The organism is Pacificispira sp. HM-600, from assembly GCF_977993705.1.
In genome coordinates, this window is the sequence record NZ_OZ388079.1 from 2,903,674 (window position 1) to 2,918,231 (window position 14,558).

Below are 14,558 nucleotides of genomic sequence, written 5' to 3' on the forward strand. Positions count from 1 at the left end.
ATCACTACGGAGGGGGGCTTCAACGGAAGTAGCCGCGAGAATCTTCCCAGGTAGGCAACTTTCCAGCGTCCTGAAGCTCTTGGAGCGATGGCGCGATGATGTCCTTGTCGGAGAGTATCGGCTGGCCCAGTTCGCTGGGGAATGTCAGGCCGATCGTCGTGTCCTGAGGTTGGATGGCGCCTTCGGTCGCCGCGTCATACACATTCGAGCAGAGATACGTCACGATCGAGTTCTCCTCGAGCGAGACATAGGCATGACCGAGCCCTTCGGCAATGTAGATTGCTCGCCGATCCTTGTCGTCCAGCAGCACGGTGTCCCATTGCCCGAAGGTCGGAGAGCCGACCCGAATGTCTACGACGAAGTCCAGCACCGCTCCGTACGCGCACGTGACGTACTTGCCCTGTCCGGGGAGGTCAACGTAGTGGATGCCGCGCAGGACGCCCTTGGCTGAACGCGAGATATTGGCTTGCCGGAGATCGAGCTTGTGGCCGACGGCCTCTTCGACAGGCTCGAACCGATACCACTCGGCGAACGAGCCGCGATTGTCATCAAACTGTCGGGGGGTGAACTCGAAGCTGCCGGGGATTGCAAGAGGGCGTACACGCATGGATTCGAGCCTATCAGCGGGTGCGATAGGACGAGAGAACCGCAGTGCGAACGCTCCGCGTCACGCGTTGGGGCGCGACATCGCTTCGCCGAGCGAGCGGAACACGGCGGCGATGCCAGCCGGGAGCGGAGTCTGAACGAGGCCCTGGAGATCTGGCCAGACCTCGCTTCGGACGCGCAGATCCGGCGCCTGACCGACCGCATTACCACCGCCGAAGGCAACGAGTGGGCGGCGCCGGCGGACGCGAGTAATGGTGCCGATGAGATCTCCGATCGACACGGCCTGGCCTGAGCCGATGATCTTTACCGCGCATTCACCCGGCGCCAGAGCCGTCGCCCTGTCCGTTCCCGCAAGCACCACCGCGGCGCAGTCATCTTCGTAGATGTAGTCACGTAGCGTGTCCAGAGACACGTACACGGTCGCAGGCTCGTGGTTGAAGTACGTCTCGCACATCACCGAAATAAGTCCCTGCTTCTTGCCGACCTTCTGGCCGGGCCCGTAGAGGTTCGTGATCCGCCCGATGAACCCGCGCAATCCAAACTGCTCTGCTGCGGCTTTGAGGGATTGCTCCATCGCGAGCTTGGTGTCCCCGTATGGTGAGGCGCTCGCGGTAGGTGACGATTCCGAGTAGGGCGGCAAGCCGACTCCGGCGTACGCGCCACCGACGGAAGAAGCAAGGAAGAAGGTGGTGCGTCGGGCCGCAGATTGCGGGATAGATGCGAACTCCGCTAGGAATTCTGCAAATAGGGCGCTCTCGCGTGCCAGCACCGCTGCAGGGGTGGCGGTCACTCCGCTTCCTGCGCACCAGAAGATGCGGTACTGGTCGGCGTCGACTTCGTAGAGCGAGCGGAGGCCGGATGTCAGATCCTTGAGCGCAGCTTCGTCGTCGTCCCAGCGGACCGAGCGAGAGAGTGGCTCGCTCCGCATCTGTCGCGCGACCGCGCTGCCCAGCAGCCCACGTCCGACGACCCAGTCAGCGATCATCGGTCCGCGGCTGAGTGTTGCTGGGGCGAGCTGCGAGGGGCGACAGCGCCGGGTCCCGCACGATGAGGTACGGCGGCTTACCCATTGCCATGTTCACGGCAACGCCCACATACTCCGCGACGATCCCGAGTGCAACAAGGATCGCTCCCACGCCGAGCGATGTGAGCACCATCTGCGAGGTCCAGCCCTCGGGCACGTTCCCGGATACAAAACGGACAACGATGAGATAGACCGCGAAGAGCACCCCGGCCGCCGCAAACAGCCCTCCCAGAACTGTCACGAGGCGCAAGCCTTTGGTGCCGGTGGACAGAACCATCCGCCAGAAGTGGCCGAGCAGCCGCGCATAGGAATAGCCAGATGGGCGGTCCCCTTCCTCGCGCAGTACCACCGGCGCGGTCACCTGGCGGTTCGCCACCCATGTAAGCGCCACATCTAGGTATACGCCGGTACCGGTGTAGGCCGCCACGCTCCGTCCTACCTCGCCGAGGATCAGCCGGAAGCTGTTGAACTCCGCAGCGTTGCCGCTGCCGAAAACGCTCTGCAAGACCCGTTTCGCCAGTCGGGAAGCGTTGTTTCGCACCGCACCGTGCGGCGGCTTGTTCGTGGGCCTGGCGTAGACGACCTCCGCCTGCTCGGCGATCGCTGTGTCGAGCAGAAGACCGATGAATGCGGGATCCTGCTGCCCGTCCTCGTCCATCGTGAGGATCCAGTCGCCACCGGAGGATGAGATGCCGGCCATGGTCGCTGCATGCTGTCCGAAGTTGCGGCTCAGCCACACCACTTTCACGAAGCTGTGCTCACTCGACAGGTGCCGCATGACCTCGTCTGATCGATCGGGGCCACGGTCGTACGCAAGAATGACTTCTTCGATCCGGGCGCGGTGGCCGGCAGCGGTGTGGAAACCCTGTACGTAGGGGAGAAGCTCATCGATGACGGCCGGTAGCGTTCTTTCCCCTCGGTAAACGGGGATGACGATAGAGATGCGGTGTTCGAAGGCATCCAGCTCGGTCATGACATCCTCCTCTGCAATATCCGGTAAGTGAGCTTTCGCCGCTGTGCCATCAGCCACGCGTTTCGGTTGCCAACCCGCACATCGCTTCGCGTGAGGAGTCCGGGGTTCGCTTCGCTCAGCGCGCGGTGGAACGATGAGACTTGCTCGTACTGGTAGTCGGTGAGCGCGACGCTCCACTGGCCGTTGTTCAGACGGAAAACAGCTCCGGGCTCCTGATCAGGGATGAAGTCTCCTTTCAACAGGAGGTTCACGTAGGTAGCTTGATCGACCAGGAATGGGTGACTGAAGTCCCACAGTCCTGAACTCTCCAGAGCTTCACGTCTCATGAGCACTGCGCCGGGCTCTCCGAAGATGTTGGAACCGGCGCGAACGGTTCGTCGGATCGCGTCGCTTCCGGAGAGACGTCGCTTCACGCCCTTCAGCCCATGGGCGCGGATCACCGTTCCGCCCCGTGCATCGACGATAGTGCGGCGGGATGCCGTCAGTACTGCCGCATCATCTTCGTCCAGCGCTCGGGCCTGTCGTGCGAGTGCCCCCGGCAAGAGGTAGTCGTCCCCGGGAAGAAGCTTGATGTAGTCGCCGCGCGCTTCCGCGGAGACACGGTTGAAGTTGGCTTCGGCGCCGCCGCCCGCAGGCGTCGACAGCAGCCGCACGCGCGGATCCCCGGCGAACTCGCTCATTGCGTCCCAGGTTCCGTCCTGCGAGCTGTGGTCAGCAACGACGAGTTCGAGATCGACCCCGTCCTGGTCAAGGACGGACCGCATCGTCTGTCGGATGAATGATTCGTTGTTGAAGGCGGGAACGACCACCGAAACCTTGGGGACTGTCATGACGCACCGTGCTTCCTGCGAAAAGAAAAGTAGTTGTGTCCCACGTAGCTCACGATCGTCGTCACGAAGACGATAGCCACCTGAGCGACCAAAGGATGAAAGCCCACGATCTCGACCAAGATCGGTAGGGCGACGATATTGATGGCGAACGACACTGCGTAGACCGACGAGAAGGCCATCAGATCGCGCCAGACGTGGCCGCGCACGCGGAAGACGAAGCGCCTGTACAGCACGAAGGCGCACAGGACGCTAGTGATCTGGGCGGCAACGAGAGCAATTATGTAGCCCACTGGCAGAGCTCCGAGCAGCCAGAGGAAGAGGGTGTACCAGAGGAATCCGATGGCGGTGTTGGCGACCCCCACGATGAGGAAAGCGATCCGCTTGTCCTTAATGAGGCGCAAAAGAGGTCCAGGCGGCGCCTGCGGCTCCTCGAACTCACTCATCTGGATGCATCCCGCGCCGAGGCACGAGGCATGACCTCGTTGACGAGAACTCGGCGGCGCTCTCGGGCAGAGACTCTGACAGCTTCCATGACGCGCGCATGACGCTCCCTGGCATCCAGCTCTCGAGCAACGGCCGGCCCGCCCGCGACCGCGAGGTCACGGAAATACTCGACCTGAAGGCGGAACTGGTCTGCCGCCGCCAGCTCTATGTCCTCCCGTACCGTGTTGCGGGTGACCGAGACGGCAGGTGGGCGGTCAGGCGGGATCGAGAAGCATCTGTCAACCTCGAGTTGACCAGAAGCACCCCAGAATCTTGCCTCGTTTCGATAGTCATAGCCGAATCCGAACGACACGGAGACGGTCAGCTCGTCGTCGTACTCGAGGAAAGCGCTACCGACGACATCGACGCCGTGCGGGCCAGCTGCGAGTCGCGCCGTGACAGCTTCCGGAGCCCTGCCGCTGTAGTACGTCGCCATATCGAGGCAGTATGCCCCGGCGTCGTTCAATGCCCCCCCGCCCAGCCGGGCAGAATTGCGAAGGTCATCCGGCGGGAAAGCGGGGAACCCGAAGGACAGCGTCGCGTGATGAAGTTCTCCAATAATCCCCGACGCAAGTCCCTCACGGATGAAGGTGTTCTGCGGGTGGCGTTCGCACATGAAGTTCTCTACGATCACAACACCTGCGGCACGCGCGGCATCGATGACCTCCAGACAGTCGGCGAGGGTGCCGGCAAGAGACTTCTCCACCAGGACATCCTTGCCTGCAGCAATTGCGGCAAGCGCCCACCGGGCGTGCAGCCCCACAGGAAGTGGCACATAGACCGCGTCCACCGCTGGGTCGTCGATGATCTCCTGGTAGCTATCGAAGACCGGGATGTCGTGCTTGGTGGCGAACGCCTGGGCTCGGGCGCTATCCCGAGCAGCCACTCCGGCGACGGACACCCCCTCAGTGGCGAGCATGGCGGGGACCGTGGACTTGTCCGCGATCTTCGCCGCGCCCAGGACACCGACGTTCAGAGGTGGCACAAGATGCCTCTCACATGCGGGTTGATGTAGTTGTCTTCCTGCAGGAGGCGCTTGATCTGGGAGAGGGTGAACCAGCGGTACTCGTCAGGGAAATCCGGAACGTCCTCGGCGGCCACCTCGACCAGCATGTTCAGGTTCGACTTGAGGTAGAACCGTCCACCGTCCTCCGCAAGCCACTGTCGGTACACAACGGTACGTGGAGCGGCACCTTCTTCGAGAAAAAACTCGCTGAAACGGGGAACCCGCCCCCCGTGCGCTGTTTTGAGATTCGAGTAAGTCGCCTGCAGCGTCGGGGAGATCTGGTACAGAAGCGTGTTGCCCGGCTCTGCCTTCGCATGCAGGAGGTAATGCCAGACACCATCGAAGCGAGCACGGAGAATACCGAGTATCCCGGCCTCTTTTTGGAAGATGAACGGCTGGTCCCAGCCGCTCACCTCGCGCGCCGAGTTCGAGATGCCCACACCGATCACTCGGAAAAACTCGCCGGATACGTGTGAGATCTCCCCGGTGTCTGGATCGACGTGCCAATCGCGTAGTTCGGGGATCCGCTTGCGTTCAAGGTGGATCGGCGAGGCCTCGCGGATGGTGTCGATCCATTGGCGTAGCTCATCCAGCGAGTGGAACCGGTTGTCGTCGCCCAGGACAAGGTCGATATATTCGATCAGCTTCTGAGATTCGCCCGGGTCGGGAGTAGAAGCGGCCAAGGCGATCAGGTCATCGCGAAGTGTCATGGACTCTCTCGTATCTGTTGTTGACGCGCCATTATCTCCTCGATCCGAGTCGAGTCGCCCCACAAGCCGGGCGAATCGAAGGGCCGGTCGGGGAACGCCCCGTAGGCAAGACGGATGGGCAATTCTCTTTCACGGATGAAGCCCTCGACCGCGTCGGCGAGTGTCCGCGGACGACCCGTGCTGCACTCGACGACGCCAGTGGTCTCGCTGTCAATCGCCGCCGCGGCGATCTGACGTGCGAGCACGTCGATGTCGATGAAGTCGTAGAGGTTCTTCCCCGATGTGAAGGGAAACTCTCGCTCATTTCTGTCGACGGCATCCAGCATCTTCTTGAAGATGGACTGGCTGCGCGCGTCGTCTCCGATGATGTAGTAGCAGCGCAGCCACGCGAGGGCGGTCGTGTCCGGCAGCGATGCCGTCAATAGTTCCCGCAGGCTGTTCTTGGCTATGCCGTAGGGGGTCGTCGCATTGCTCGGTGTTTCCGCGTCGACAGGCCCTTCCCAGTATCCGATCTCGTGCATCGTCCCGATGGGTGCGATGCGCTTCACGCCCCGGTCGGCGGCATCCATCAGGAAGCTGTAGTGCGAGGACAGGTCCTCGCCATGCGCTCGGGAGCGGAGCACGAAACCGTCACGCCAGGCGAGATGCACCAAAGCGTCGGCATCCGCGAGCACATCCCAGTCCTGGGTCGTGAGGTCGAAGGCTGAGCGGTTGATTACCCGATCTTCGCCGACTCGTTCGACCAACCACGGATCGGCTGAGCGGCTAACCGTGACGACCTCATCACCTCGCGCGAGCAGCGCCTCAACGACATGACGCCCCAGATAGCCGTTCGCTCCCGTGACCACGACGCGTGAACCCATGACACTCCTCCTGGGGCGCCGTTTGCGCCTGCAACAGCCTACTCGGGCGCGGCTGTGGCACCGAGCTGCGACGTCGCCGACGGTACCCTCGAGGTGTGACGACCCCCACTTCAGCGCCACTCGCACCCCCGAATCCTGGCGGCGCGAGACGCAAGATCAAGCCGCGCGTTCCGCTGTCTTCCCGCGCCGAAGTCTGGCTGGCCCTTGCGGTTGCGGCGACCCTGGTGAACGTCGTAGCGAGGGTCATCCGCACCCCTTGGTACTTCTTCTGGGACGACACGCAGCTCGGCGCCTACGGCCAGTGGTACGAGTTAGGGGATCGCCTCCTCTCGGGGTCGTGGACGATCCTCGACCCGGGAGCGTGGCAGGGCGGGAATCTCCTGGCTGAGGGGCAGTGGGGTTTGTGGAGTCCCCTTGCCTGGCTGATTGGTCTCGGCGCGCATGCGGTGCCGAGCGCCGCCGTCTACGCCACCCTGGTCAAGACGCTCCTGCTGGTGCTGCTGTGTGTTGGCGCATTCTTGCTCGCACGCAGTTTCGGAGCGTCTCCGGCTTGGTCAGCTGTCGCGGCGTTCGCGGCGACAGCTGGAGGTCAGACGATGTACCTCGATGCGCCGTCGTGGGTGACGGGATTGCAGAGCGTGGCCCTGTTCGCTTTCGCGTGGTGGGCACTTCGCCGGCATCTCGTCTATGGAAAGGGCCCTGCGGCCTTCTTGGTCTCCGCTTACTTGTTGATCACTGTCGGATACGTCTTCGGCGTCATCGAACTCGTCATCCTGTTTGCCTTCACGCTTGTGGAGGGTGCCCTTCGATCGCCACGACAAGTGGTCCGACCACTCGTGCTGGGGCTGTATGCGGCGCTTCTCACCGTGTTCGTCTATCTCCCAGGCATCCTGACCGCGCCCGTGACTGTCCGCTCTGAGACCGGGATTGCCAATGATCTCTTTCTGAGCATGGACCTCAGCGACCTCGCGACGTCCCCCATCGCGACTGCAGTAACGACGATTCGCGGTTACTGGGGCGACGCGGCGCCCGTCCCGATGCAATACATCACCTGGCTTGTCCCGATCCTCGTTGTCCTCGGAGCGGCAGCGATACGCGCCTGGCGTCCCCTGATAACCGTGTACGGGGTGCTGGGGTGCACGATCGCCCTCGTGATCGGCCCGAGTGTACTCGGGCCGCTACGCTACCCAGCGCGCATGATGCCCTACGCGGTGCTGGCAATCGCCATACTCGTGGCCGTGATTGCGAGCACGGCTTGGCCGAAGATTGCGGCACGGCGGCACCGGGTGGGCATCACCCTCGTGACAGCTGGCGCGGCATGGATGGCGTGGGCCGCGCAACCCGATTCTTGGCTGTGGGTGGCGATCGCGTTCAGTGTCCAGATGGCCGGTTGGATCGCCATCGATTTTTCACTTCGCCGCGGTGCAGATGGCCGCAGAGGGTGGGTAGTGCCTGGCATTGCCCTCATCGCGTCCGTCGTTGTGCTGATGCCTCAGATCGCCAAGTACCCGAACAGTCCGATGGGTAATTTCCAAGTGCCGTCCTCGGTCGAGCAGATGCGCGATGTCGGAGTCGATCTCGAGAACGGCATCATGACTGTCGGCGACGTTTACTCGCTCCAGAACAATCCCGGCGCCTATAGCGAGTCCCTGATCGCGAATCTCTGGTATCTCGCCGACCGCGATGTCGTTGGTGTCTACACGGTGTTGCCGTTCAAGGCGTTTGCAGAGGAGCTGTGCATCGATATCCGTGGGTACACCTGCCCCGAAGCGCTCGCTGCTTTGTTCGACACCACCGCCGAGGAGCCGGTTCCGCTCGCCGACGACATGCGCCTCAATCAGATCATCGTGATCAAGGGGGTCGGGCTCGAGGACGAACCCGTGCCACCACCGGGATGGACACTGCGTGAAAGCGAGTACACCTGGACCCTGGGCCGCGCGGATCCGTTGGATGCAGCGGGTGGCGTCGCTCGCACGTCGCCAGGACTGGATGTCACGATCCTTGAGCAGAGCGACACATCGGTGAGCGTGCGGATCGAAGACGTTACCGAAGACCAAGGCGAGATCGTGTTTAGCCGCCTCGCGTGGCCCGGCTACACGAGCAGCGGCGGGGAACTTCTCGCTCCAGAGCGGGGCTATCTCCTCACGCTGGGAGTCACACCCGCAGATGTGGGCGAGGAGCTGACCATCGTCTTCCGTCCGCCCGGGTGGCACTTGGAGCTGGGGGCGGGGATCGTTGCCGCCGTGCTCGCTGTGCTGCTTATCGCGTTCTCCCGGAGTTCGCGTCGCGGTGACCGCAAGGAGGGAGAACCGACGAAGGGCGCCTAGACTGGACCGTCGCGCCGCTCCGACCGTACGGATCGACGTCACCTCTAGATGAGGCCCGCCCTTCATCCCGATCGTCAGGAATTGCCATGGACCTTCTCATCGTCGGCTCTGGATTCTTCGGCCTTACTGTTGCAGAGCGTGCCGCGGCGGCCGGCCGCAAGGTGACGGTGATCGATCGCCGTCACCATATCGGCGGGAACGCGTACAGCGAAGACGAGCCCACAACCGGCATCGAGGTGCACCGGTACGGTGCGCATCTTTTCCATACCTCCAACCCGACAGTGTGGGAGTACGTCAACCGGTTCACGTCATTCACTAACTACGTTCACCGTGTCCACACCACTCACAACGGCATCGTCTATCCCCTTCCGATAAACCTCGGCACCATCAACCAGTTCTTCCGATCTGCGTACACGCCGGACGAGGCGAGAGCGCTGGTTCAGGAGCTCGCGGGGGAGTTCGATGCGAAGCAAGCACGGAACCTAGAAGAACGCGCCATCGGGTTGATCGGGCGACCTCTATACGAGGCGTTCATCCGCGACTACACCGCGAAGCAATGGCAAACCGATCCCAAGGATCTACCCGCCGAGGTCATCAGTCGGCTCCCCGTCCGCTACAACTACGACAGCCGCTACTTCAACGACACGTGGGAGGGCCTGCCCATTGATGGGTACACCGCCTGGATCGAGCGAATGGCCGATCACCCCAACATCGACGTCCAGCCGTCGACGGATTTCTTCGATGCAGCACAGCCTCTGAACAAGACTGCCACCGTCGGACAGCTTCCGATCGTCTACACAGGGCCTATAGATCGGTACTTCGACTACGCCGAAGGGGAACTGGGCTGGCGGACGCTCGACTTCGAAGAGGAGGTGCTGGAAGTCGGAGACTTCCAAGGCACACCCGTCATGAACTACGCGGACGCCAACATTCCCTATACACGCATCCACGAGTTCAAGCACTTCCACCCGGAGCGCGCAGAGCGTTACCCCCGCAACAAGACCGTGATCATGCGGGAGTTCTCGCGATTCGCCGGTGGCGAGGACGAGCCCTACTACCCGGTCAACACCCCGGATGACCGAGCCCGCCTGCTTGCCTACCGCGATCTTCAGGCGGGTGAGCAGAGCGTGTACTTCGGCGGCCGGCTGGGTACATATCAGTACCTCGACATGCATATGGCCATCGGCTCGGCGTTGTCGATGTGGAACAACAACCTGGCCTGAAGCGAGTCTGTGTAGGTGGACGGGCTCATGCGCCGGGCGATATCCACGGAGACAGGCGTTCGGCGAGGGGTCCTACCAAACTGCGAGCGAACGAGCGCGTCAGGTGGTTGTCGTCTGAGTAGACGACCAGTCCGCCGATCTGGGGAAGGCAGACCTGGTCGGTGCAGAAAAGGTCATCGATGTCGATTAGCCCTGCCCCGGATGCCTTGGCTGCCTCGGACATCGGATCGGGAAATTCAGATTGTGGCCGAGGCAGTCCGCACTCCACCGGGGATGTTGCGCTGGCTAGACAATCAACGGCGCTGCCGCCGTTGCGGGGTGGAACGGCGCTCATCTCTGGGGGATCCGCAATCACCACAACTCGCTTGCCGACGGCAGTGAAATTCTCGATGGTGCGGTTCACCATTGCCGCTGTCAGCGGGCGAAGCGAATCGTCCGGAGATACGTAGAGTCGCGTCCGGTTGTTAAGAATCACAGTGTCGATCGTTGGATCGGCTGCTACCGCTTCGTGGATCCGCTCCGCCACGTTTCTGCATTGTTCCGCGTAAGGCGTCTCGTATCCCCACGCCGAACCCGTCAGCTCGTTTGACATCATGGAGCAACCCGAAACGAGGAATGTGCTGAGCGTTCCGTTCTGCGCGAGGATGGTCTCGCGCAGCGGCTCCACGAGTCGGGTGGCGTGCGAGTCGCCAATAAGGGCGACTCGCGGTCCGGAGGACTGCTCGTCTCCGAAATCGCATCGGACGTAATCTTCGGCGGTTGTCGGGCGCTCGCAGGCGAGGATGTCGTCAGGCGGAAGGTCGACAGAGAATGAGCTCAGTGCGGCGGTGAGCGCGACATCCTGGGCAGGCCCGCAGGTGGTGTCGAGCATGGCCTCTGCGCCGTAACAGTCCGCTTGCTGTCCCACCGCAGGAATCGACGGCGCGGTAATGCGGAAGGTCGCCATCGGAAGCGCTGCGGCCGTCACACCGAGCATCGCGACCAGAGTCACCGCAAAAGTCCAACGTGGTTTGGAGTCCGCGACTATACGACGAGCGCGTATGGGGTCCTCGACAAACTTTTTCGAGGCCCAGCCGAGACCGATCGACGCGAACAGTACGATCACCGAGGCGACGGTGCCCAGAGGCGTGCCCAGAGCGTACGGAAGCAGCACAATCAGCGGCCAGTGCCAAAGGTATGTCCCATACGAAACATCACCGACGAATTGGATGGGACGGAGCGCCATGAGGCGCGCAGGCGAGATGGGCGAGACGGGTGTGCCTGCACCGATCACGAGCAGTGTTCCGATGACCGGCAGTAGTGCCGTGAATGACGGGAATGGTGTCGAGCCCGTAAATACCACCATTGCGGTGACGATCATCACTGCGCCAGCCCAGGATGCCGCTGCCGCTCGGGAGCCGCCCCCGAATGGCACAGGGTGGCGGCGGAGGATGAAGACGAGTAGTGCTCCCGCTCCGAACTCCCACGCTCGCGTGAGAGTTGAGAAGTACGCCACCGAGGGGTCGATCGCGGTTGAAACTGTCGAGTGAACGAGGCTCGCCGCGGATACAACGCCGACTACGAGAGCGAGCGTGACCATCGAACGTCGCCGCAGCACTCGTGCGAGTGCCAGCGAGGCCACCATCAGCAGCGGCCAGAGGAGGTAGAACTGCTCCTCGACTCCCAGCGTCCAGAAGTGCTGCACCGGCGATTTGACGTTGGACAGCGCCATATAGTCCACGGATTGCGCTGCGAGTGCCCAATTCTCGACGTAGAAGGCGCTCGCGATTATTTCTGTCCCAAACTGGCCCCATCGGACGTCGGGAACGAATAGCCGAACCCCCACCACGGTGGCAAGAAGGACGAGGAGCGAAGCCGGGATGAGGCGGCGCGCCCGACGGGCCCAGAACGTCGTGAGTGAGACCCTCCCGCGGGTGAGCCACTCGCGGATGAGATGGTCGGTGATCAGGAAACCCGAGACCACAAAAAAGACATCGACGCCGACGAATCCTCCTGGGAGGCGATTCGGCCAAAGATGGAACAACAGCACACCCAAGACCGCAAGCGCTCGCAACGCCTGGATCTCGGGTCGGACAACGGCAACGTGGGGACGCACTTTGCGCGATGAGGAAACGGTTTGTGTGGATGTCACTTGGGCGGGTCCTGGGTTGAAGGTCGTGACTCAGCGTACCCAGCGATTCCTGCGAGACTGCCTCGGTGCGAGCTCATCCCATGAGAGCGCACACCAGAACGTGGTCGTTCTCGAAGACGGTCGTGCAATAGCTGTTCAGTTCCGCAGACACCTCAGTCGCTCCTAATGTCGCGACGAGGTAGTCGACGCCGAGACTGCGCGCCTCCGCTGTCGAATCGGCGGTCGGACCCGTGAAGAGAGACTGGTTGAACTCCAGCAGGGTGAGGTCAAACGCCGGTCGGATGATGGTGTCGGGCGCGAGGTCTGCCGACTCCGGGATGTACGACCATGATTCCAAGAGCACGCGCCGCCCTGCGAGCCCCGACGCCCAGTAGACCCGTGAATCGCAGACTGGTGCTTCTTCGCCGGCGCAGTGGTCGTTCACCGCCAGTACCGCATCCGCGTCCGTGTTCTCTGCGATCCAGAGAGCGGCCTCACTCTCAGAGAGCTGTCGCGCGTCTTCGGACAGGGGGGCAGAGGGCGGGAGCAGGGCGGCCGCGGGGAGCGAGCCGAGCATTGCGCCCATCAGGCCTGCCAGGACGATGACTGTGCCGGGTCCGCTCATCCTGTGGCCGGTGCGCCTCCAAGCTATGGCGGTAATGCATGCCGCGATGGCCATAGCGAGCCCGATGACCCCGATCCAGGCAAGGATGCGGAGGATCAGTTCGGGCGCCCAATCCGCTGCGTTGCGGGTCGCGAACGCCGCAGCCCAGGCGAGGGACGCCGCGAGGATAGCGGAGACGATAGCGAGCCGAGCCGCCCATACCCGGTCACCGATGGCAGATACGAGCCACCACGCGCCGACGATAGCTCCGACAGGAACGGCGGTGTGCGCGAAATACAGCTGGCTGTAGGTCGGATGGGCCAGAAGGAGGAAACCTGCGGCGCCCGCGCCAGCCATTCCCGCAAGCCACCACGCAGTGGCATTGAGCCTGAGCTCGCGATTGAACAGCGGTGCTGCGCCGAGCAGCGGCCGGACGGCGGAGATCGCCGCCAGGGCTCCCACTGCGAGCCCGCCAGACGGGCGGGTGAACATGCCGGGCAACAGGAAACTCGCACTGGACGAGGCGGATGGTTCCAGAAGCGTTCTTACGAACCCGAAGAGGGTGAGGCCGGAGAAGAGCGTTATCGCCATCCCATCGTTTCCGCCCGAGATCACCGCGGAGGAGACGACCTGCAATGCGCAGGCTACGCCGAGGACCGCAGCGAACGCGCCCCAGCGACCGCGCATGATCGCGGCCGCCGCAGTCCCGACAACGCTCCCCGCGATGACCATGGGGAGCACTGTCGGCTTCGACCCTGCCGCGACACAGAGCGCCGCAATGATGAGAATGAGCGCGCCGACGTGGACACGGCGAGAAGTTGCAAGCGTGATTCCCGCGGAGAGGATGAGGAGGAGAGGTATGAACGCGTAGAGCTGGGACGGCGAGATGGGACGAAAGACATCCTGAACATCGAGAACGGGCCAGAGCGGCACGAGGAAGGTGGTCATCGCAGTCACGAGCGCCGCCACAGCCCCCACCGATGCGCGGCCGCTGATCTGTCGGCCCACGACCGCGACCAGGACGATGATCAGCGGCACAAGGAACGCGGGCCATAGCCGCAGCAGCAGGACCGGCACATCCAGGCCACTGATGAGTGCCGCCAGCGCGATGTCAGCATTCGCGAACCAGTGATACTTGATCGGCGCAGCGAAGAGCGATTGCGGGCTCATCAGCGGAAAGCTGCGCATTGCCTCGTTTGCAAGGCTCATGTGCCAGAGAAGGTCGCTGTAATAGGGGCGCGCGGTGGGGGGAAGATCCCACGCCGTGAAATAGGTGCGCTGTAATTGGAAGAGAGCCGCCAGTGCGGCGACTGCAACTGCTGCGGCCGGTAGCGCGGCGGTGTATTCCGTTGGACGCGTGGCTGCCCTGCGGCGAGCGCGTCGGCTCAGGAGCGGGAGTGCTGCGAGGACTGGCCATGTCCACAGCCAATGTTGAAGCCCCGCTGCGCTGTACATTACCCATGCGATCAAGCCCGCCGCGATCCCCGTCGCCGCACCGAGGCTGATATCCGCGCCCCAGGTCGTCTGAGCACCGCGCAGAGTGCGGTGTAGCACGAGCCCGGGCGCCACCACCCAAAAAACGATGTATGCGACGTACTGCACGAGGGCGTCCAAAGGTAGTCCGGAAGCGAGGAGCATCGCCACGACGGCCAACACAACAGCGATGAAGCAGACAAGCGCGGGCAGGATCGTCGGTGCACGACGCGTAGAGATGAGCGCCGTTCCTGCCCCTGGTTGGGTCATCCCACGTCCTTTCGCCCACGAGATGCTCATCGTACCGACGCGCTGCGGCGCTCCTT

General features: G+C 63.0%; 12 protein-coding genes. 2 read left to right on the forward strand and 10 right to left on the reverse strand.

Going from position 1 to position 14,558, the window contains the following annotated elements:
• Positions 1 to 19: 19 nt before the first annotated feature.
• Genes ACXZ1E_RS13930 through ACXZ1E_RS13965 form a run of 8 tightly spaced genes read right to left on the reverse strand, consistent with a single transcriptional unit; the run spans position 20 to position 6,495 of the window.
• Positions 20 to 607 carry a dTDP-4-dehydrorhamnose 3,5-epimerase family protein gene (locus ACXZ1E_RS13930; protein ID WP_458041054.1) on the reverse strand — a complete coding sequence of 196 codons (588 nt, stop codon included), beginning with the start codon at positions 605 to 607 and terminating at the stop codon, positions 20 to 22.
• A gap of 60 nt (positions 608 to 667) precedes the next feature.
• Complete coding sequence (locus ACXZ1E_RS13935; protein ID WP_458041055.1) at positions 668 to 1,591, reverse strand: NAD-dependent epimerase/dehydratase family protein; 924 nt, start codon at positions 1,589 to 1,591, stop codon at positions 668 to 670.
• The gene (locus ACXZ1E_RS13940) at positions 1,581 to 2,603 is read right to left on the reverse strand and encodes a glycosyltransferase (protein ID WP_458041056.1); all 1,023 of its coding nucleotides are present in this window, start codon (positions 2,601 to 2,603) and stop codon (positions 1,581 to 1,583) included. The genes ACXZ1E_RS13935 and ACXZ1E_RS13940 overlap by 11 nt, the downstream gene beginning before the upstream one ends.
• Positions 2,600 to 3,433 (reverse strand): glycosyltransferase family 2 protein, encoded by an 834-nt coding sequence (locus ACXZ1E_RS13945; protein WP_458041057.1) that lies wholly within the window; start codon positions 3,431 to 3,433, stop codon positions 2,600 to 2,602. Before ACXZ1E_RS13945 ends, ACXZ1E_RS13940 begins: the two co-directional genes overlap by 4 nt.
• Complete coding sequence (locus ACXZ1E_RS13950; protein ID WP_458041058.1) at positions 3,430 to 3,876, reverse strand: GtrA family protein; 447 nt, start codon at positions 3,874 to 3,876, stop codon at positions 3,430 to 3,432. Before ACXZ1E_RS13950 ends, ACXZ1E_RS13945 begins: the two co-directional genes overlap by 4 nt.
• Entirely contained in the window at positions 3,873 to 4,901 is a 1,029-nt protein-coding gene (locus tag ACXZ1E_RS13955; protein ID WP_458041059.1) for a Gfo/Idh/MocA family protein, read from the reverse strand. The genes ACXZ1E_RS13950 and ACXZ1E_RS13955 overlap by 4 nt, the downstream gene beginning before the upstream one ends.
• Positions 4,889 to 5,632 carry an NDP-hexose 2,3-dehydratase family protein gene (locus tag ACXZ1E_RS13960; protein WP_458041060.1) on the reverse strand — a complete coding sequence of 248 codons (744 nt, stop codon included), beginning with the start codon at positions 5,630 to 5,632 and terminating at the stop codon, positions 4,889 to 4,891. Before ACXZ1E_RS13960 ends, ACXZ1E_RS13955 begins: the two co-directional genes overlap by 13 nt.
• Entirely contained in the window at positions 5,629 to 6,495 is an 867-nt protein-coding gene (locus ACXZ1E_RS13965) for an NAD-dependent epimerase/dehydratase family protein (protein WP_458041061.1), read from the reverse strand. The genes ACXZ1E_RS13960 and ACXZ1E_RS13965 overlap by 4 nt, the downstream gene beginning before the upstream one ends.
• A 95-nt stretch (positions 6,496 to 6,590) precedes the next feature.
• Here ACXZ1E_RS13965 and ACXZ1E_RS13970 point away from each other — a divergent pair, with 95 nt between their 5' ends.
• Together ACXZ1E_RS13970 and glf are read left to right on the forward strand one after the other, a co-directional pair.
• Complete coding sequence (locus tag ACXZ1E_RS13970; RefSeq protein WP_458041062.1) at positions 6,591 to 8,822, forward strand: hypothetical protein; 2,232 nt, start codon at positions 6,591 to 6,593, stop codon at positions 8,820 to 8,822.
• Between the two features lie 86 nt (positions 8,823 to 8,908).
• Positions 8,909 to 10,045 carry a UDP-galactopyranose mutase gene (glf, locus tag ACXZ1E_RS13975; protein ID WP_458041063.1) on the forward strand — a complete coding sequence of 379 codons (1,137 nt, stop codon included), beginning with the start codon at positions 8,909 to 8,911 and terminating at the stop codon, positions 10,043 to 10,045.
• A 25-nt stretch (positions 10,046 to 10,070) separates the two neighbouring features.
• On the opposite strand, the gene ACXZ1E_RS13980 is transcribed toward glf, so the two are convergent.
• Positions 10,071 to 12,176 (reverse strand): acyltransferase family protein, encoded by a 2,106-nt coding sequence (locus tag ACXZ1E_RS13980; RefSeq protein WP_458041064.1) that lies wholly within the window; start codon positions 12,174 to 12,176, stop codon positions 10,071 to 10,073.
• 73 nt (positions 12,177 to 12,249) lie between these two features.
• Positions 12,250 to 14,502 (reverse strand): hypothetical protein, encoded by a 2,253-nt coding sequence (locus tag ACXZ1E_RS13985; RefSeq protein ID WP_458041065.1) that lies wholly within the window; start codon positions 14,500 to 14,502, stop codon positions 12,250 to 12,252.
• Positions 14,503 to 14,558: the final 56 nt, after the last annotated feature.

Bases quoted from the DNA above. Each gene is read 5' to 3' on its own strand.
- ACXZ1E_RS13930 (WP_458041054.1), bottom strand. From the start codon at position 607: ATGCGTGTACGCCCTCTTGCAATCCCCGGCAGCTTCGAGTTCACCCCC.
- ACXZ1E_RS13935 (WP_458041055.1), bottom strand. From the start codon at position 1,591: ATGATCGCTGACTGGGTCGTCGGACGTGGGCTGCTGGGCAGCGCGGTC.
- ACXZ1E_RS13940 (WP_458041056.1), bottom strand. From the start codon at position 2,603: ATGACCGAGCTGGATGCCTTCGAACACCGCATCTCTATCGTCATCCCC.
- ACXZ1E_RS13945 (WP_458041057.1), bottom strand. From the start codon at position 3,433: ATGACAGTCCCCAAGGTTTCGGTGGTCGTTCCCGCCTTCAACAACGAA.
- ACXZ1E_RS13950 (WP_458041058.1), bottom strand. From the start codon at position 3,876: ATGAGTGAGTTCGAGGAGCCGCAGGCGCCGCCTGGACCTCTTTTGCGC.
- ACXZ1E_RS13960 (WP_458041060.1), bottom strand. From the start codon at position 5,632: ATGACACTTCGCGATGACCTGATCGCCTTGGCCGCTTCTACTCCCGAC.
- ACXZ1E_RS13965 (WP_458041061.1), bottom strand. From the start codon at position 6,495: ATGGGTTCACGCGTCGTGGTCACGGGAGCGAACGGCTATCTGGGGCGT.
- glf (WP_458041063.1), top strand. From the start codon at position 8,909: ATGGACCTTCTCATCGTCGGCTCTGGATTCTTCGGCCTTACTGTTGCA.
- ACXZ1E_RS13985 (WP_458041065.1), bottom strand. From the start codon at position 14,502: ATGACCCAACCAGGGGCAGGAACGGCGCTCATCTCTACGCGTCGTGCA.